Annotated in this window: 15 protein-coding genes and 1 other RNA gene; 8 read left to right on the top strand and 8 right to left on the bottom strand. The window is 72.8% G+C overall.

Annotated features, from left to right (window positions below):
* Window position 1 precedes the first annotated feature (1 nt).
* From PU704_RS02865 to guaB1, 3 genes are all read right to left on the bottom strand, one after another.
* Window positions 2-1,084 (bottom strand): hemolysin family protein, encoded by a 1,083-nt coding sequence (locus tag PU704_RS02865; RefSeq protein WP_277550055.1) that lies wholly within the window; start codon window positions 1,082-1,084, stop codon window positions 2-4.
* On the bottom strand, window positions 1,081-2,427 hold the full coding sequence (locus PU704_RS02860; RefSeq protein WP_277550054.1) for a hemolysin family protein: 1,347 nt from the start codon (window positions 2,425-2,427) through the stop codon (window positions 1,081-1,083). Before PU704_RS02860 ends, PU704_RS02865 begins: the two co-directional genes overlap by 4 nt.
* Before the next feature lie 178 nt (window positions 2,428-2,605).
* Complete coding sequence (guaB1, locus tag PU704_RS02855) at window positions 2,606-4,063, bottom strand: GMP reductase (RefSeq protein ID WP_075871290.1); 1,458 nt, start codon at window positions 4,061-4,063, stop codon at window positions 2,606-2,608.
* Window positions 4,064-4,333: 270 nt separating this feature from the next.
* On the opposite strand from guaB1, the gene PU704_RS02850 reads away from it, so the two are divergent.
* The 3 genes from PU704_RS02850 (at window position 4,334) to PU704_RS20035 (ending at window position 9,133) form a co-directional block, all read left to right on the top strand.
* The gene (locus tag PU704_RS02850; protein WP_277550053.1) at window positions 4,334-8,194 is read left to right on the top strand and encodes a multifunctional oxoglutarate decarboxylase/oxoglutarate dehydrogenase thiamine pyrophosphate-binding subunit/dihydrolipoyllysine-residue succinyltransferase subunit; all 3,861 of its coding nucleotides are present in this window, start codon (window positions 4,334-4,336) and stop codon (window positions 8,192-8,194) included.
* A 127-nt stretch (window positions 8,195-8,321) separates the two neighbouring features.
* A complete protein-coding gene (locus tag PU704_RS02845; protein ID WP_047802493.1) occupies window positions 8,322-8,921 on the top strand; it encodes a GDSL-type esterase/lipase family protein in 600 nt (199 codons plus the stop codon).
* 137 nt (window positions 8,922-9,058) lie between these two features.
* Window positions 9,059-9,133 (top strand): 50S ribosomal protein bL37, encoded by a 75-nt coding sequence (locus PU704_RS20035; protein WP_373868229.1) that lies wholly within the window; start codon window positions 9,059-9,061, stop codon window positions 9,131-9,133.
* 94 nt (window positions 9,134-9,227) lie between these two features.
* Here PU704_RS20035 and rsrA read toward each other — a convergent pair whose 3' ends face one another.
* Window positions 9,228-9,494, bottom strand: a complete 267-nt coding sequence (gene rsrA / locus PU704_RS02840) for a mycothiol system anti-sigma-R factor (protein ID WP_277550052.1) — start codon at window positions 9,492-9,494, stop codon at window positions 9,228-9,230.
* Between the two features lie 2 nt (window positions 9,495-9,496).
* Window positions 9,497-10,165: a sigma-70 family RNA polymerase sigma factor gene (locus PU704_RS02835; protein ID WP_047802491.1), complete on the bottom strand. Its 669-nt coding sequence runs from the start codon at window positions 10,163-10,165 to the stop codon at window positions 9,497-9,499.
* Window positions 10,166-10,507: 342 nt separating this feature from the next.
* Here PU704_RS02835 and PU704_RS02830 point away from each other — a divergent pair, with 342 nt between their 5' ends.
* The 4 genes from PU704_RS02830 (at window position 10,508) to hisN (ending at window position 14,409) form a co-directional block, all read left to right on the top strand.
* Entirely contained in the window at window positions 10,508-11,047 is a 540-nt protein-coding gene (locus PU704_RS02830; protein WP_277550051.1) for a DoxX family membrane protein, read from the top strand.
* Between the two features lie 38 nt (window positions 11,048-11,085).
* Window positions 11,086-12,441, top strand: coding sequence for a 3-phosphoshikimate 1-carboxyvinyltransferase (gene aroA / locus PU704_RS02825; protein WP_277550050.1), 1,356 nt, complete (start codon window positions 11,086-11,088; stop codon window positions 12,439-12,441).
* Window positions 12,431-13,540: a ribosome small subunit-dependent GTPase A gene (rsgA, locus tag PU704_RS02820; protein WP_277550049.1), complete on the top strand. Its 1,110-nt coding sequence runs from the start codon at window positions 12,431-12,433 to the stop codon at window positions 13,538-13,540. Before aroA ends, rsgA begins: the two co-directional genes overlap by 11 nt.
* A gap of 71 nt (window positions 13,541-13,611) precedes the next feature.
* Window positions 13,612-14,409 (top strand): histidinol-phosphatase, encoded by a 798-nt coding sequence (hisN, locus tag PU704_RS02815; protein WP_047802488.1) that lies wholly within the window; start codon window positions 13,612-13,614, stop codon window positions 14,407-14,409.
* Window positions 14,410-14,546: 137 nt separating this feature from the next.
* Here the strand turns inward: hisN and PU704_RS02810 are convergent, their stop codons facing one another.
* The 3 genes from PU704_RS02810 to smpB all read right to left on the bottom strand — a co-directional run bounded on the left by PU704_RS02810 (window position 14,547) and on the right by smpB (window position 16,482).
* Window positions 14,547-15,350: a DUF4190 domain-containing protein gene (locus PU704_RS02810; protein ID WP_277550048.1), complete on the bottom strand. Its 804-nt coding sequence runs from the start codon at window positions 15,348-15,350 to the stop codon at window positions 14,547-14,549.
* A gap of 186 nt (window positions 15,351-15,536) precedes the next feature.
* Window positions 15,537-15,919, bottom strand: a transfer-messenger RNA (tmRNA) gene (gene ssrA, locus PU704_RS02805).
* An 86-nt stretch (window positions 15,920-16,005) separates the two neighbouring features.
* Window positions 16,006-16,482 carry an SsrA-binding protein SmpB gene (gene smpB / locus PU704_RS02800; RefSeq protein WP_047802487.1) on the bottom strand — a complete coding sequence of 159 codons (477 nt, stop codon included), beginning with the start codon at window positions 16,480-16,482 and terminating at the stop codon, window positions 16,006-16,008.
* Between the two features lie 137 nt (window positions 16,483-16,619).
* Here smpB and PU704_RS02795 point away from each other — a divergent pair, with 137 nt between their 5' ends.
* Complete coding sequence (locus PU704_RS02795; RefSeq protein WP_277550047.1) at window positions 16,620-17,870, top strand: polysaccharide pyruvyl transferase family protein; 1,251 nt, start codon at window positions 16,620-16,622, stop codon at window positions 17,868-17,870.
* The last annotated feature ends 65 nt before the right edge of the window (window positions 17,871-17,935 follow it).

Here is a 17,935-nt window from a genome sequence, read left to right as displayed (position 1 = left end):
GTCAGCCCGGCGGCTCCGAGGAGTCGACCCGGTCCCCGCGGCGCTGGCGGCGGTCCTGCGTGGTGTCGCGGATCTCGCCCACGAGCTCCTCGATGACGTCCTCGAGGAACAGCACGCCCAGCGTCCGCCCGCCCGCGTCGACCACGCGGGCCAGGTGCGAGCCCGTGCGCTGCATCGCGGCGAGGGCGTCGTCGATCTCGATCTCGGGACGCAGGTTGGCCAGGGAGCGGACCCGGGTCACCGGCACGGGCTCGTTGTACCGGCTGCCCGGGATGGAGAGCACGTCCTTGATGTGCAGGTAGCCGTTGAGCACGCCGTCGTCCTCGGTCAGGGCGAAGCGCGAGAAGCCGGTGCGGGCCACCGCCTTCTCGACCTCCGCCGGGGACACGTCCTCCGGCAGGGTGACGAGCTCGTGCAGCGGGACCATGACGTCGGCGGTGCGCTTCGTGGAGAACTCCAGGGCCCCGGAGAGCAGCCCGGTCTGGTCGGCCACGGTGCCCTCCTTCGTGGACTCCGCGACGATGGACTGCAGCTCGTCGAGGGTGAACGTCGAGGACACCTCGTCCTTCGGCTCGATGCCCATGAGCTTCAGGACGTGGTTGGCCGACCAGTTCAGCGTCGCGATGACGGGCTTGACCACCCGCGAGACGAACACCAGCGGCGGAGCCAGCAGCAGCACCGCGCGGTCGGCGGCCGAGACGGACATGTTCTTGGGCACCATCTCGCCGAAGACCACGTGCAGGAAGGTGACCACGACCAGTGCCGTGAGGAACCCGCTGACGTCGGCCACCTCGACGGGCACGCCCAGGTGCTCCAGCGGCCCGGAGACGATGTGGTGCAGCGCGGGCTCGGAGATGTTGAGGATCAGCAGCGAGCACACCGTGATGCCCAGCTGGCAGCAGGCCAGCATGAGGGAGACCCGCTCCATCGCGTACAGCGCGGTGCGCGCACGCTTGTTCCCGGCCTCGGCGAGCGGCTCGATCTGGCTGCGCCGCGCGGACATGACGGCGAACTCGCCGCCCACGAAGAAGGCGTTGCCGGCCAGGAGGACCACCAGCCACGCCAGGCCTGCCCAGTCGCTCATCGTGCCTCCTCCCCGGCCGCGGCGGCTCCCGCGTCCTGCTGGTCGTCCGCGGACGGGACGAAGCGGATGCGGTCCACACGCCGGCCGTCCATCCGGGCGACCTCCAGCGTCCCGCCCTGGACGGGCACGGCGTCCCCGGGCCTCGGGATCTGACCGAGCCGGTCCATCATGAACCCGCCCATGGTCTCGTAGGCGGGGCCGTCCTCGATGTCGAGCTCGGTGATCTGCTCGGAGACCTCGTCGGGGCGCATCAGGCCGGGGAAGTACCACTCTCCGGTGGCCGACTGCAGGGCCCCGAGGGTGAGCCGGTCGTGCTCGTCCGAGACCTCCCCGACGACCTCCTCCACGAGGTCCTCGAGGGTGACGACGCCGGCGGTGCCGCCCCACTCGTCGACGACCACGGCCATCTGCAGCCCGCCGGAGCGCAGCTGCACGAGCAGCGAGTCCAGGTGCACGGTCTCGGGCACCCGCAGGACCTCAGCCATGATCGCCCCGCACTCCAGGGCGGTCCGGCGCTCCGACGGCACGGCCACGGCCTTCTTGATGTGCACCACGCCGCGGACGTCGTCCGGGGAGTCGTCCATGACGGGGAAGCGGGAGTGCCCGGTGCGGGAGGCCAGCGCCACGACGTCCGCCACGGACTCGTGGGAGTCGAGCATCTGCACGCGGATGCGCGGCGTCATCACGTCCGCGGCGGTGCGCTCGGCGAAGGTCAGCGTCTTGGCCACGAAGGTGGCGGTGCCGACGTCGAGCGTGCCCATCTTCGCGGAGCGGCGCACCATCGAGGACAGCTCCTCGGGCGAGCGCGCCCCGGAGAGCTCCTCCTTGGCCTCCATGCCGAACAGGTGCAGGACCCGGTTGGCGACGCCGTTGAGCGCGAGCACGAAGGGCTTGAACACCGCGGTGAACAGCAGCTGCGGGCGGGCGACGACCCGGCCCACCCGGAAGGCCTCCGCGATGGCCCAGTTCTTCGGGACCAGCTCCCCCAGCAGCATCGACAGCAGCGTGGAGATGAGCATGGACAGCGCCAGCGTGACGCCGCCGGCGGCGGTCACGGACAGGCCGGTCAGCTCGACGATCGGCTCGCGCAGGAAGGACTGCAGCGCCAGGTCCAGGGTGTACCCGGTGAGCAGGGTGGTGAGGGTGATGCCCAGCTGGCAGCTGGAGAGCTGCGTGGACAGGGACTTGAGGCACTTCAGCAGGGGCTCGGCCGCCCGGTCGCCCTCGGCGATCGCGCGGCGGACCGTGGTCTGGTCCAGGGCCACGAGGGAGAACTCCACGGCCACGAAGAAGCCCGTGCCCAGGATCAGGAGCAGGCCCGCGGCCAGCAGCAACCACTCCATCAGGCGCTGCCTCCCCGGGGGGACCGCCGGCCCGGGGCCGGGCGGTCGGAGGCTGGTGGGGGGTCGGTGGGTGAGCCGGCTCGGGGGCCGCGGCGGGGGCCGCCGCGGCCGGGCCGGCAACTACTGGAGGAGTCCATGAGGTCTCCAGGGTACCGGAGCGGGGCCCGTCGGCGCGTGCTCAGGACCAGCTGACCGGGCGCGCCCTGCCCTCCTCGTAGCCGGAGGCGGACTGGATGCCGACCACCGCGCGCGCCGCGAACTGCTCGAGGCTGGTGGCGCCCGCGTAGGTCATGGAGCTGCGCACCCCCGCGGTGATCTGGTCCACGAGGTCCTCCACGCCGGGGCGCTCGGGGTCCAGGTACATCTTGGAGCTGGAGATGCCCTCCTCGAACAGGCCCTTGCGGGCCCGGGCGAAGGCGCCCTCGCCCCGGGTGCGCTCGCGCACGGCGCGGGTGGAGGCCATCCCGAAGCTCTCCTTGTACGCGCGCCCGTCGGCGTCGACGTTGAGCTCGCCCGGTCCTTCGTGCGTGCCGGCGAACCAGGAGCCGACCATGACCTGGCTGGCGCCGGCCGCGAGCGCGAGGGCGACGTCGCGGGGGTGCTTCACCCCGCCGTCGGCCCACACGTGCCGGCCCAGGCCGGCGGCCGCGTCGGCGCACTCGAGCACCGCGGAGAACTGGGGCCGGCCCACGGCCGTCATCATCCGGGTGGTGCACATCGCCCCGGGGCCGACGCCGACCTTCACGATGTCCGCCCCGGCGTCCACGAGGTCCTGCACGCCGTCGGCGGTGACCACGTTGCCCGCCACGACCGGCACGTCCGGCGCCGCCGCGCGGACCTGGCCGAGGGCCTCGATCATCTTGCGCTGGTGGCCGTGGGCGGTGTCCACCACCAGCACGTCCACCCCGGCGTCCAGCAGCGCCCGCGCCTTGCCCCGGACGTCGCCGTTGATGCCCACCGCCGCGCCGACCCGGAGCCGGCCGGCGCCGTCGAGGGCGGGGGTGTAGATCGTCGAGCGGACGGTGCCCTTGCGGGTCAGCACGCCCACCACGGTGTCGCCGTCGAGCACCGGGGCCACGTGCGCCCGCGTCTGGGTGAGGCGGTCGTAGGCGGCGGCCAGGACGTCCTCGCCGGAGCGCGCGGAGACCTCCGCGAGCGAGAACACCGGCGCGTCGGTGCGCATGATCGAGCCGAGCTGGGTGAAGCGGTCCACCTCCGTGCAGTCCGCGGCGAGCACCACCCCGCGATAGGCACGGTCCGGGCCGCACACCACCACGGCGCCGTGGGGGCGCTTGTGCATGATGCCGAGGGCGTCGTGGACCGTGTCCTCCGCGCCCAGCACCACGGGCGTCTCGAAGCGCGGGGAGCGGTTCTTCACCCAGGAGGTCACCTCGGCGATGACGTCGAGCGGGATGTCCTGCGGGAGGATGCCCAGACCGCCCCGCCGGGCCAGCGTCTCGACCATGCGGCGGCCGGTGACCGCCGTCATGTTCGCCGCGACCAGGGGGATCGTGGCCCCCGTGCCGTCGCGGGGCGTCAGGTCGACGTCGAAGCGGGAGGTGACCCGGGAGCTGGCGGGGACCAGGAAGACGTCGTTGTAGGTCAGGTCGGAGGTGGGGGTGTTGAGGAAGCGCACGCGGACCAGTCTAGCGGGGGGCCCGCGACACGCGTCGCGGCGCGGGAGGCGCGGACTAGCCATGCCGCCGCGCAGATCACTAGACTCGCCGGAGGTACGGCCGCGCCCGGTTCACGACCGTCCGGCAGGTCCGGAGGACGCCGTCGGCTGTCGCGGGAGACGGCCGGCGACGAACACCGGCGGCGGGACCGGATGCTGCTGGGACCGACAACGCGGGGACCGGAGAGCCGGTCCTGCGCGCGATCAACCTATGGAAGAGGCGTATTCCCCGTGCCACATCAGCCACAGCACCCCATCCCTGAAGAATTCGCAGGTAACGAGTGGCTCGTCGACGAACTGTTCGAGAAGTACCGGTCGGACAAGAACTCGGTGGACGAGAAGTGGTGGCCCATCTTCGAGGCGATGAGCGCTGACAACGGCACTGCGACGGAGCAGCCGGGCGCCCAGTCCTCCACCGAGCGGACCCCCGCCGCGAAGGACCCGGCCCCGAAGGCGCCCGCCCCGCGGGAGGCCCCCGCCCAGCCCAAGGCCGCGGCCGCCCCCCGGCCGCCCGCCGCCCAGCAGAGCTCCCCCAAGGCCGCGTCGACGTCGGCGCCGGCCGCTGCCCCGCCCGCCACGAAGTCCGGGGCGAAGGCCGAGGGCCGCCCCGAGAGCGGACAGGGCGAGACCGAGTCGCGCCGGCCCATCCCGGCGCAGCCCGCCCGGGCCCGCGCCAGCGCCCCCAGCACGGACGCCCCCGCGGAGGACAAGGTCGTCAAGCTCCGCGGTCCCGCCAAGGCGGTGGCCGCCAACATGGACGCCTCGCTCACGGTGCCGACCGCCACGACCGTGCGCGCGGTCCCCGCGAAGCTGCTCATCGACAACCGGATCGTGATCAACAGCCACCTCGCCCGCAACCGCGGCGGCAAGGTCTCCTTCACGCACCTGATCGGCTACGCCGTGATCAAGGCGCTGGCCAACTACCCGTCGCAGAACGTGGTGTACGACGAGCAGGACGGCAAGCCGGTGGCCGTGCACCCCGCCCACGTCAACTTCGGGATCGCCATCGACATCCCGAACAAGGACGGCTCCCGCAACCTCGTGGTGCCCAACATCAAGGGCGCGGAGGCGATGTCCTTCCTGCAGTTCTGGAACTCCTACGAGGACATCGTGCGCCGGGCGCGCACGAACGAGCTGACCATGGAGGACTACCAGGGCACCACGGTGTCCCTGACCAACCCCGGCGGCATCGGCACCGTGCACTCCGTGCCGCGGCTGTCCAAGGGACAGGCCTGCATCGTCGGCGTGGGCGCTCTGGACCACCCGGCGGAGTACCGGGGTTCCTCCCCGAAGACCATCGCCCGGCACGCCGTCTCCAAGATCATCACGCTGACCTCGACCTACGACCACCGCGTGATCCAGGGCGCGGGCTCCGGCGAGTTCCTGCGCCTGATCGAGTCCTACCTGCTGGGCGGGGACGACTTCTACGACGAGATCTTCGAGGCCCTGCGGATCCCCTACGAGCCCGTGCGCTGGGCCGTGGACAACCAGGTCAACCCCGAGATCCAGGTCAACAAGGTCGCCCGGATCCAGCAGCTCATCCACGCCTACCGCGTGCGCGGGCACCTCATGGCGGACACCAACCCGCTCGAGTACGTGATGCGCAAGCACCCCGACCTCGACATCCGCACCTACGGGCTGTCCCTCTGGGACCTGGAGCGCGAGTGGCCCACCGGCGGCTTCGGCGGCGCGGACGTGCTGAGCCTGCGCACCATCCTGGGCCGGCTGCGGGACGCCTACTGCCGCACCCTCGGCGTGGAGTACATGCACCTTCAGGAGCCCGAGGAGCGCGAGTGGTTCCAGGACCAGCTCGAGCACGGCTACCAGAAGCCCAGCCGCGAGGAGCAGTTCCGCATCCTGGGCCGGCTCAACGCCGCCGAGGCCTTCGAGACGTTCCTGCAGACCAAGTACGTGGGCCAGAAGCGCTTCTCCCTGGAGGGCGGTGAGTCCCTGATCCCGCTGCTCGACGAGATCATCGCCGACGCCGCCGACGCCGGGCTCGCCGGGGTGGGCATCGCCATGGCCCACCGCGGCCGGCTCAACGTGCTCACCAACATCGCCGGCAAGTCCTACGCCCAGGTGTTCCGCGAGTTCGAGGGCAGCCAGGACCCGCGCACCACCGAGGGCTCCGGCGACGTGAAGTACCACCTCGGCACGGAGGGCACCTTCACCTCCGACAACGGCAACGAGACCCAGGTCTACCTCGCCGCCAACCCGTCCCACCTCGAGGCGGCGGACCCGGTCATCGAGGGCATCGCCCGCGCCAAGACCGACGTCCTCGGCGCCGGCCCGGAGGGCGACGGCACCTACCCCGTGCTGCCCATCCAGGTGCACGGCGACGCCGCGTTCGCCGGCCAGGGCGTCGTGGCCGAGGTCCTGCAGATGGCGCAGCTGCCCGGGTACACGGTGGGCGGCACCGTCCACGTCATCGTGAACAACCAGGTGGGCTTCACCACCTCCCCCGCGGCGGCGCGCTCCACGACCTACGCGACCGACATCGCCAAGGGCCTGCAGGCGCCGATCTTCCACGTCAACGCGGACGACCCGGAGGCCGTCACGCACGTGGGGCAGATGGCGTTCGCCTGGCGCCAGGCGTTCCACAAGGACGTCGTGATCGACCTCATGTGCTACCGCCGCCGCGGCCACAACGAGGGCGACGACCCCTCGATGACCCAGCCGCTGATGTACAACCTCATCGAGGAGAAGCGCTCGACCCGCAAGATCTACACCGAGAACCTGGTGGGCCGCGGCGACATCACCCAGGAGGAGGCCGACCGGGCGCTGAAGGACTACCAGGAGCGCCTGGAGCGGGTGTTCGCGGAGACCCACGAGGCGCAGACCTCGTCCATCCCGCTGGTCACCGGCGACTCCGCGGCGATCTCGAACATCGAGCGGCCCTCCGCCCAGCAGGCGGACTCCGGGATCTCGGTGCCGCGGACCACGGCGATCTCCGCGGAGGCCGCCCAGCGCCTGGGCGCGGTGCACGTGGAGGTCCCCGAGGACTTCACCGTGCACAAGAAGCTGCGCAAGCTGCTCGAGCGCCGGGAGGCGATGACCCGCGAGGGCGGCGTGGACTGGGGCATGGGCGAGCTCATGGCCTTCGGCTCCCTGATGATGGAGGGCATCCCGGTGCGCATGTCCGGCCAGGACGTGCGGCGCGGCACCTTCACCCAGCGGCACGCGGTGTTCTTCGACGCCGACACCGGGGCGGAGTGGACCCCGCTCAACCACCTCTCCGGGGACCAGGCCAAGCTGGCGATCTACAACTCCCTGCTGTCCGAGTACGGCGTGCTGGGCTTCGAGTACGGCTACTCCGTGGAGCGGCCCGACGCCCTGACCGTGTGGGAGGCCCAGTTCGGGGACTTCGTCAACGGCGCGCAGACCGTGGTCGACGAGTTCATCTCCTCGGCCGAGCAGAAGTGGGGCCAGCGCACCTCGCTGGTCATGCTGCTCCCCCACGGCTTCGAGGGGCAGGGCCCGGACCACTCCTCGGCCCGGATCGAGCGGTTCCTGCAGCTGTGCGCCGAGCAGAACATGATCGTGGCCAACCCGTCCACCCCGGCCAGCCACTTCCACCTGCTGCGCCGGCAGGCCTACAGCCGCCCGCGCAAGCCGCTGGTCGTGGCCACGCCCAAGCAGCTGCTGCGGCTCAAGGCGGCGGCCTCCCCGATCGAGGAGTTCACCTCCGGCGCGTTCCGCCCGGTGATCGGCGACCAGGGCGGGCTCAACGCCTCCGAGGTCACCGACGTGGTGCTGGTCTCGGGCCGGCTGTACTACGACCTGGCCGCCGCGCGCGAGCAGCGCCAGGACCGCAGCACCGCGATCGTGCGCGTGGAGCAGCTCTACCCGCTGCCGCTCGCGGAGATCCGGGAGGAGCTGGCCAAGTACCCGGAGGCCCGTCTCACCTGGGCCCAGGACGAGCCCGCCAATCAGGGCGCCTGGCCGTTCATGGCGGTCAACCTGGTGCCGGAGCTGGACCGCAGGGTGCGCCTGGCCTCCCGGCCGGCCTCGGCCTCACCGGCCAACGGCTCGGCCAAGCGCCACGCCGCCGAGCTGGAGACCCTCGTCCAGACGGCCTTCGAGCGGGACTGAGCCCGCCCGGGACGGCGGGGGCCGCGGCCCCCGCCGTCCCGCACGTTCCCAGCGAGTCCGGCGCCGGCCCGTGCCCCACGGGTCGGCGCTGCCCATGACCACCGCACCCCCGACCAGAAAGAACGACGTGGAGCAACGAAGGATCAGAATTGTCGCAGTCGGTGACGAGCTGCTGGCCGGCGAGGGCGACCCGCGAGGCCTCGGCTGGTTCGGGCGCGTCATGGCCCGCACCCCGCACCACGTGGCCCCCGTGGCGGCCTACAACCTCGCCGCCCCCGGCGAGGGCAGCGAGTCCCTCAACGAGCGCTGGTTCGAGGAGGCGGCCCGCCGCTTCTCCCCCGGCCACGACAACCGCCTCGTCATCGCGCCCTCCACGCTGGACATCGACCTGTCCATCACGAGCGCCCGCTCCCGGCTGAACATGGCCAACATCATCGACACGGCGTCCCAGCACAACGTGCGGGTGCTCGTCGTCGGGCCCCCGCCCACGCTGGACGGCGAGCGCAACCGGCGCATCGCGGACCTCTCGGCCGCCTACGCCGACGTCACGACCCGCCGCAACCACGTCTACGTCGACACCTTCAACCCGCTGCAGCACCACGAGCAGTGGCGCAAGGACCTGGCCGCGAACCACGGCCACCCGGGACAGGCCGGCTACGGGCTGATGGCCTGGCTCGTGCTGCACCGCGGCTGGTACAACTGGCTGGACCTGCCCCAGCCCCAGTGATCCCGGCTTCCCGCGCATGTGAGACAATGGCGGGCAGTGCCTCGTCCGGCCGCCGCTGAAACTCACCTGAGCACGCGGGAACGGACGCCGACACCCACGATCCGCCGCGGACGACCGCGGACAGACAGGAGGCTCGTATGAGCAAGCGCGGACGCAAGCGCAAGGACCGCCGCAAGGGCAGCGCCAACCACGGCAAGCGCCCCAACGCCTGAGGTCCCCGGACCCGGCAACGCCGTGACGGAAGGGCCCCGGACCGCTCAGCGGTCCGGGGCCCTTCCGTGTGCCCGGGTCCCGGGGCGGCGGCGCTCAGGCCGCGGGGGGCTCCTGTCGCTGGGCGTGCAGGCGGGCGAGGATCGAGACCCGCAGGTCGGCGGGAGCGGTCTCCGCGCAGGACCGGCGGACCACGGAGCGGATCACGCACTCCAGGTCGTACTCGCGCGCGCACTCCCGGCACTTGAGGAGGTGGCCGTGGATCTCGTCGAGGTCCTGCGCCGGGAGCACCCCGTCGAGGTACTCGTAGATCCGGCGGATCCGCTCGTCCGTGCAGTGTCCGAGGCTCTCGCAGTCGGCCATGTCTACTTGTCCTTTTCCTTCTTCTTGTCGCCGGTCACCTTGGACGTGTCGAAGCCGCGCTCGGCCGCGTAGTCGGCGAGCTTCTCGCGCAGCAGCTTCCGCCCGCGGTGCAGCCGGGACATCACCGTTCCGATCGGCGTGTCCATGATCTCGGAGATCTCCTTGTAGGCGAAGCCCTCCACGTCGGAGAAGTACACGGCCAGGCGGAACTCCTCGGGCAGCTCCTGGAGGGCCCGCTTGACGTCGCTGTCCGGCAAGTGGTCGAGGGCCTCCACCTCCGCCGAGCGCAGTCCCGAGGACGTGTGGGACTCGGCGCGGTGCAGCTGCCAGTCCTCCACGGTGTCGGTGTTCGCCTGCTGCGGCTCGCGCTGGCGCTTGCGGTAGAGGTTGATGTACGTGTTCGTGAGGATCCGGTACAGCCAGGCCTTGAGGTTCGTGCCGGGCCGGTACTGGTGGAACGCCGAGAACGCCTTGGTGTAGGCCTCCTGCACCAGGTCCTCGGCGTCGGCGGGGTTGCGGGCCATCCGCAGGGCAGCGGCGTAGAGCTGGTCCACGTACTCCATGGCGTCCTGCTCGAAGCGCGCCTTCCGGGCCTCCGGGGTCTCGGTGTCGACGTCGACGGGCGGCTCGGTGCGCTGGGGGACGGCCCCCTGCTGGTTCTGCTCGTTCATCACGGACCAGTCTACGGGGACCCGCCGGCGGGCCGGGGCCGGGGCTGGGGCAAGGGTGCTGGCGGCGGTGCTGATGACTGCTCCTCTCCCCGGCCGTGCCGGTGTGCTCGCTGGACGTCGCGCGTGCCGCCGGGGCTCCGGCGGTCCTGCTGCGGCGGGACGGCCCGCTCGCCGTCCTCCTGCACAACGGAGGTCACGGGCGCGCGTATTCCCCGTCGCGGCGGGTCGCGGCTCGCCCCTGCCCCGGCCCCCGTGGCTAGGATGGGTGAGGCGGCGCCGTCCGCCGCACCAGTACCCGTCCGACAACGCCCCGCGGTCACGCCTGCCGCCCAGGAGGAACCCATGAGCATCGTCCGTCGCATCGCCCGCCCGCTGCTGGCCACCGGTTACGTCGCCAACGGTGTCGAGAGCTTCCGCAACTCGTCCCGCGCCGCCGAGCACCTCGCCCCTGCCGCCTCCGCGGCGGCCAAGGCCTTCCCGCAGGCCGGGCCCGTGCTGCAGAACCCGGCCGTGGTCGCCCAGGGGCTCGCCGCCGCACAGGTCGGCGCCGCCGTGCTGTTCGGCCTGGGCCGGCTGCCGCGTCTGTCCGCCGGGGTGCTGGTGACCACCACCGCGCTCAACGCCTACGCCGACTACCGCGCCGCCGAGGCGGACACCCCGGAGCAGAAGGCCGGCCGTCGGGCGACCGCCTTCAAGAACGCCTCCCTCGTCGGCGCCGTCATGCTCGCCGCTGTGGACACCGAGGGCAACCCCTCCCTGCTGTGGCGCGCCGAGCACCTCGCCGGCGACGTCAAGAAGAACGCCTCCAAGCTCGGCAAGGACACCCAGAAGCAGGTCGCCAAGGCCGAGAAGACGCTCCAGCACGCCGTCAAGCACGGCTGAGCCGGGGTCCCGCCGTCGTGATCCCGTCCGAGGCACCCGTGCCCGCAACCCCGCCCGACGTGCCGGAGCCGGCCCAGCAGCACGAGCTGTGGCCGGCTCCGTTCGTGGGCGACCGCCCGGTCGTCGCCGAGCTGACGGTGCCGGGCTCCAAGTCCCTCACCAATCGGTACCTGCTCCTCGCCGCCCTCGCGGACGGCCCGTGCCGCCTGCGCTCACCGCTGCACTCCCGCGACTCCCGGCTCATGGTGCAGGCCCTGCGCGCCCTCGGAGCCGGCATCGAGGAGGTGCCCGGGGACGGTGACTTCGGCCCCGACCTCATCGTGCGGCCCGCCTCCTGGGAGGCCGCCGACCCCGTCACCGTCGACTGCGGGCTCGCCGGGACCGTGATGCGCTTCGTCCCGCCCGTGGCGGCCCTGGGCCGCCGCCCGGTGACGTTCGACGGCGATCCGGGCGCCCGGGTGCGCCCGATGGGCCCGGTGGTCGACGCCCTGCGGGCGCTCGGTTTGCGGGTCGAGGACGGCGGCCGCGGCCGACTGCCCTTCACCGTGCACGGGACGGGCGGGGTGCCCGGCGGGGAGCTCGAGATCGACGCGACCGGCTCGAGCCAGTTCGTCTCCGCCCTCCTGCTCGCCGGGGCGCGCTTCGACGACGGGCTGCTGCTGCGCCACCGGGGCGCGGACGGGCGCGGCGTGCCCTCCATGCCGCACGTCGAGATGACCGTGGCGGTGCTGCGCGGGCTCGGGGTCGCGGTGGACGACTCCGTGCCGGAGCAGTGGCGGGTGGCCCCCGGCCCGGTCCGGGCCTTCGACGTCACCATCGAGCAGGACCTCTCCAATGCCGGCCCCTTCCTCGCCGCGGCCGTGGTCACCGGCGGACGGGTCTCCGTGCCGCGCTGGCCCGGGCACACCACCCAGGGCGGGGACCACTGGAAGCACATCCTGCCCGCCTTCGGCGCCGAGGTGGAGCTCGCGGACGGGACCTTCTCGGTCACCGGCCCCCCGGTCGTCACCGGCGTGGACCTGGACCTGGGCGAGGCCGGGGAGCTGGCCCCCACCGTCGCCGCCGTGTGCGCCGTGGCCACCACCCCGTCCCGGCTGCGCGGCATCGCCCACCTGCGCGGCCACGAGACGGACCGGCTCGCGGCGCTCGTGGCCGAGATCAACCGGCTCGGCGGCGACGCCGAGGAGACCGAGGACGGCCTGCTGATCCGGCCGGCCCCGCTGCACGGCGGCACGTTCCGCAGCTACGAGGACCACCGGATGGCCACCGCCGGGGCCGTGATCGGCCTGGTGGTGCCCGGGGTGCGCGTAGAGAACATCGGGACCACCGCCAAGACCCTGCCCGAGTTCCCGCGGCTGTGGTCCGGGCTCCTGGGGACCGGCCGTGGCACGTAGGGACTCCGCCCGGCGCGACTGGGACGAGTCGGACGTCCGCGTCCGCCCGAACAAGTCCGGCTCCCGGCCCCGCACCAAGGACCGCCCGGCGCACCGGGACGCCGTGACCGGCCGCATCGTCACGGTGGACCGCGGCCGCTACACCGCGGTCCTCGACGAGGACACCGACCGCGAGCGGCTGGTCGTGGCGGTGCGCGCCAAGGAGCTGCACCGCCGGCCCGTGGTCGCCGGGGACCTCGTCGGCCTCGTCGGGGACGTCAGCGGCGCCCCGGACAGCCTGGCCCGCCTCGTGCGGATCGAGGAGCGCGCCACGGTGCTGCGGCGCAGCGCCGACGACACCGACCCGGTCGAGCGCGTGGTGGTCGCCAACGCCGACCAGCTCGTGATCGTGGTCGCCGCCGCCAACCCCGAGCCGCGCACCGGCTTCATCGACCGCTCCCTCGTGGCCGCCTACGACGCCGGGATCGAGCCGATCCTGTGCATCACCAAGACCGACCTGCGCGACCCCGCCGAGCTGATCTCCCACTACACCGCCCTGGAGCTGCCCGTGCTCGTCTCCGGTCCCGCGCGGGACGCCGCGGCCGACGACGGCGGGGCCACGCTGCCCCTCGACCGCGCCCTCGTGGAGGCCCTGCGCGCGCGGCTCGACGGCCACGTCTCGGTGCTCCTCGGGCACTCGGGGGTCGGCAAGTCCACCCTCGTGAACGCCCTCACGGGCGCGGACCGGGCGACCGGCGGGGTGAACGCGGTGACCGGGCGGGGCCGGCACACGTCGTCGTCGGCCCTGGCCCTGAGGATCGAGGACGCCTCCCCCGGGTCCTGGATCATCGACACCCCCGGCATCCGCTCCTTCGGCCTCGCCCACGTGGACCCCGACCGCATCGTGGAGTCCTTCGACGAGCTCGCCGAGGCGATCGCCGAGTGCCCCAAGGGCTGCCGCCACACCGAGGCCTCCCCGGGCTGCGCGCTGGACGACTGGGTGGCGCAGGGCCGGGCCGGGGACGCGGGCGGGTCCCGGCTGGCCTCGCTGCGCCGGCTGCTCGGCGCCGGGGAGCGCCCGGGCGAGTCCCGGGAGGACAAGGAGCTCGGCGTCCAGTGAGCCGACGGCCGTGCCCGGCCGCCGGTCCGCGCCCGGCCGGGCACGGTACCGGTTCGGGGTAGGTTGGAGCAATGCGCAGCCCCAGCAACTACACCGACGACCTCCGCCTCGCCCACATCCTGGCCGACGCCGTGGACCGTCTGACCATGCGCCGGTTCAAGGCCCAGGACCTGACGGTGGAGACCAAGCCCGATCTGACCCCGGTCACGGACGCCGACCGCGAGGCCGAGCAGCTGATCCGCGCCCAGCTGGGGCGCACGCGCAACCGGGACGCCGTCATCGGCGAGGAGTACGGTACCACCGGCAACGGGGCCCGCCAGTGGGTCGTGGACCCGATCGACGGCACCAAGAACTTCGTGCGCGGCGTGCCGGTCTGGGCCACGCTGATCGCCCTCGTCGACGAGGGCCGGCCCGTGGTCGGGGTGGTCTCCGCGCCCGCGCTCGGGCGCCGCTGGTGGGCCGCGTCCGGGACCGGGGCGTTCACCGGCAAGTCCCTGGCCAACGCCCAGCGCATCCGGGTCTCGCAGGTCGGGCGGCTCTCCGACGCCTCCCTGTCCTACTCCTCCCTGACCGGGTGGCGGGACCGCGGGGTGCGGGACCGCTTCCTCGAGCTCACCGACGAGGTGTGGCGGACCCGGGCCTACGGCGACTTCTGGTCCTACTGCCTGCTCGCCGAGGGCGCGGTGGACATCGCGTGCGAGCCCGAGCTGAACCTGCACGACATGGCCGCGCTCGTGCCTGTGGTCGAGGAGGCCGGCGGCCGCTTCACCTCCCTCGAGGGCGAGCCCGGCCCCTTCGGCGGCAGCGCGCTGGCCAGCAACGGCCTGCTGCACGACGAGGTGCTGGAGCTGCTCACGCCCGCTTCCTGAACCCCGGTCCCCGGGTCCCGGTCCGCCGTGCCCGGCGGAGCCCGGTGTCCGCGCCCGGTGCCGTGCCGGGTGCTCCGGCACGGGAACGCGTGGGGCCCGCACCGGTCGGTGCGGGCCCCACGCGTCCTCGGCGGCGCTCAGAGGTTCTGGGTGGTGAGTCCCATCTCGCGCTCGATGCACTGCTGGAAGGCGGTCGGGTCCGACGAGTACTGGTTGCAGGCCTCCATCGCCGGGCCGATCTCCCCGAACAGCGCCCCGAAGATCACCAGGAAGAAGATGCTCGCCAGGATGCCCAGGACGCTGAGCACGATGCCGATGATGGGCACCGCCTTGGACGCCCCCGGCGTGCGGCCGAGCTTGCGCACGGCCACGATGCCGAGCACCAGGCCCACGAGCCCCGGCACGAGGCCCAGCACGAACCAGCAGGTCAGCAGGGACACGATGCCCAGGATGAGGGCGGCGATGCCCAGGCCCGTGCCCTGCGGCTTCGCGCCCCCGCCGTACTGGCCCATGTCGTACTGGCCCTGCTGCCCCGGGTAGCCCTGGCCCTGCTGGTACTGGGCGGGATAGCCCTGGCCGCCGTACTGCCCCTGGGAGTACTGGTCCTGACCGTACTGACCGGCGCCGTACGGACCCTGTCCGTACTGGTCCTGGCCGTACTGTCCCCCGCCGTACTGGCCCTGCTGACCCTGGCCGTACTGATCCTGGCCGTACTGTCCCCCGCCGTACTGGCCCTGCTGACCCTGGCCGTACTGGCCCTGGCCGTACTGCGGGGACGAGTACTGGTCCCCGCCCTGGCCGTAGCGCGGCGCCTCGTAGGACGGCCCGGAGGGGGCGCCCTCGGTGCGCTGGCCGTACTCGGGCCCGCCCTGGCCGCCGTAGCTCGACGACCCGCCGGCACCCGTGCCGCCCTGGTCTGGCGTGTTGTCGTTCTGGCTCATGGCGTTGCCCTTTCGGTCGTCGGCGGTACACCTCCAGCTTGTCACACCGCCCCCGGTCGCCGCCCATCTCCCGGCCCGGCCACGAGCCGGGCGCCCGGCCCCGGGCCCCTTCCCCGGCCCGCCGGCGCAGGAGCTCCGGGCACGAAAAAACCGGGGAGCGCCTCGCGGCGCTCCCCGGTCGGGGAATCGTGGAGATGGGGGGAATTGAACCCCCGTCCGATGCAGCTTTGTCAGGGCTTCTCCGGGTGCAGTCTGCGTGGCGTTTTCTCAGTCCCGGCCCTCGTGCAGACCCGTGGCCGACGGACTCAGTCGCGCAAGTGTTCTCCAGACGCCCGCGACGAACGGCTGGAGCAGTGGCCTTCTAGCTGATGCCAGGCCCCGGGTCGAAGGCGAACCCGGGCTGACAGTCACCTAAGTCTGGTTACGCGGCGAGCGCGAGGTCAGACTTTGCGGTGGCGTTGCTGTTGGAATTGGCAACTATTGTTTTACAGAGAGCGTTTACGAGATAACTCTGCGTCCTCGACCCGCTTCCCCTGTCTCAACTCACATCGTCGAAACCGATCATCCCCGTATTCTGTTTCCAAGCACCCCGCCGCAGCGGGATGTCCCAGTCTACCGCGCGGTATGTGGGCGTGCAAGGACGTGGTGCCGGAGCTCAGCCCAGGTTCTTGTACCGCATGGCCCGCTGGGCCTCCCTGTTGTCCTGCTTCTCCCGCAGGGCCTGGCGCTTGTCGTACTCCCTCTTGCCCTTGGCCACGGCGATCTCCACCTTGACCCGTTTGCCGTCCACGAAGTAGAGGGACAGCGGCACGATCGTGAAGCCCGTCTCCCGGACCTTCTGCTCGATCTTGTCCATCTCGCTGCGGTGCAGCAGCAGCTTCCGGCGCCGCCGGGCGGAGTGGTTCGTCCAGGACCCCTGGAGGTACTCGGGGATGTGCACGCCCTCGAGCCACAGCTCGCCGTCGGTGAACTGGCAGAACCCGTCCACGAGCGACGCGCGGCCCATCCGCAGCGACTTCACCTCCGTGCCCATGAGGGCGAGACCGGCCTCGTAGGTGTCGAGGACGTGATAGTCGTGCCGGGCCTTCTTGTTGTTCGCGACGACCTGGCGGCCGGTGTCCTTCGTGGCCATGGGCCTCCTCCCTCGGGAACGGTGTGGACGGAACGCGGCCGCGCGCCGGGGCGCGCGGCCGGTCCTCCATCCTACGCCACCGGCCCTCCCCCGGCGTCGTCCCAGGTCGCGCCCCGGGCACCCGGTACGCTGGGCCAATGCTGGACATCGCCCCCTCCGCGCCGTCCCCGGCGGCGGACATCCTCTACCTCGTCGGCACGAGCGGTCACCCGAACTTCGGCGACGAGTTCATCGCCGCCTCGTGGCTGCGCTTCCTCGCCCGCACCCGGCCCGACGCCGAGGTCTGGCTCGACTGCCCCCACCCCGGGCTGGCGTCCCACCTCTTCGGCGGCCTGCACCCGCGGCTGCGGACCACGGACACGCTCTGGCGGCTCGTCTTCGAGACGACCGGGATGGACCCGGCCGCCGCGGACGCCCACGTGGATCGAGTGGTGACCTCCCTGGGCTCCCCGCGCTACGACCTCGGCCTGCTCGGCGCCCGACGGGCGGGATCGGTGCACCTGATCGGGGGCGGCTACCTCAACGCCATCTGGCCGCACCACGCCCGCCTGCTGCGCGCGGCGCGGCGGCTGGGCGAGCTCTCCGGCGCGCGGCTGGCGGCCACCGGTCTGGGCCTGACCCCGGCCGCGGACACCGCCGCGGACACGGAGGCCCTGCGCGAGGCGCTCGCCGCCTTCGACCACGTCACCGTCCGGGACGCCCCCAGCGCGCAGCTGTCCCGGGCCCGGCAGGCGCCCGACGACGCCTTCCTCGGGCTGCCCGACGTGGCCGGGTTCCGGGCCGGACCGTCCGGGGCGCCCGCTGCGGAGGGCGACGTGTGGGTGTGCCTGCAGAGCGACATGGCCGACCCCGGCGTCCTGGACGACGCGGTGGCCGCCGTGCGCTCCGCCCTCACGGGCCCCGAGCTGGCGGGCCGGACCGTGCGCTACCTCGAGGCGATCCCGGGCGCGGACCGCGCGGCCTTCGAACGCCTGGCGGACCTGATCCCCGAGGAGCACTTCGTGCCCTTCACCCGGGTGTGGCAGGAGGGCTTCCCCGCCCGCGCCGGCCAGACGTGGCTGACCTCGCGGTTCCACTTCCACCTGCTGGCCGCCGCGTGCGGGGCCGCGGGCACGGCGCTGGAGGTGAGTGCAGACTACTACCGGGTCAAGCACCAGTCCCTGCTCGACGCCGGCACCGGCTGGTCCGTCACCCCGGCCGGCGACCGCACGGCGCGGCCGCCCGCGCGCTCGTCGTCGTTCCCGGAGACCGCCGACCGGCTGCACCGCACGAAGCTGCGGGAGGCGGAGGAGCTCTACCCGGCGCCGGAGGCGCCGGAGGACCCGCCGGCCGTCGCCGCCGGACGGGTCCTGCCCGGCCGGGCGGTGGCCCGCTTCCTGCGCCGCTGACGGGAGGAGCACGGCCGGCCCGTCGACCGGCCGTGCTCCTCCGTCCTGCGGGAGCACGGGCTCAG

The sequence above is a fragment of the Kocuria oceani genome, from assembly GCF_029524215.1.
In the GTDB taxonomy this organism is placed as follows: Bacteria; Actinomycetota; Actinomycetes; order Actinomycetales; family Micrococcaceae; genus Kocuria; species Kocuria oceani.
This window is presented reverse-complemented; position numbering and strand designations above follow the sequence as displayed.

Excerpts from the sequence above, each read along its gene's own strand:
- PU704_RS02865 (WP_277550055.1), bottom strand. The coding sequence starts at position 1,084 with ATGAGCGACTGGGCAGGCCTGGCGTGGCTGGTGGTCCTCCTGGCCGGC.
- PU704_RS02860 (WP_277550054.1), bottom strand. The coding sequence starts at position 2,427 with ATGGAGTGGTTGCTGCTGGCCGCGGGCCTGCTCCTGATCCTGGGCACG.
- rsrA (WP_277550052.1), bottom strand. The coding sequence starts at position 9,494 with ATGGCCGACTGCGAGAGCCTCGGACACTGCACGGACGAGCGGATCCGC.
- PU704_RS02835 (WP_047802491.1), bottom strand. The coding sequence starts at position 10,165 with ATGAACGAGCAGAACCAGCAGGGGGCCGTCCCCCAGCGCACCGAGCCG.
- PU704_RS02830 (WP_277550051.1), top strand. The coding sequence starts at position 10,508 with ATGAGCATCGTCCGTCGCATCGCCCGCCCGCTGCTGGCCACCGGTTAC.
- hisN (WP_047802488.1), top strand. The coding sequence starts at position 13,612 with ATGCGCAGCCCCAGCAACTACACCGACGACCTCCGCCTCGCCCACATC.
- PU704_RS02810 (WP_277550048.1), bottom strand. The coding sequence starts at position 15,350 with ATGAGCCAGAACGACAACACGCCAGACCAGGGCGGCACGGGTGCCGGC.
- smpB (WP_047802487.1), bottom strand. The coding sequence starts at position 16,482 with ATGGCCACGAAGGACACCGGCCGCCAGGTCGTCGCGAACAACAAGAAG.
- PU704_RS02795 (WP_277550047.1), top strand. The coding sequence starts at position 16,620 with ATGCTGGACATCGCCCCCTCCGCGCCGTCCCCGGCGGCGGACATCCTC.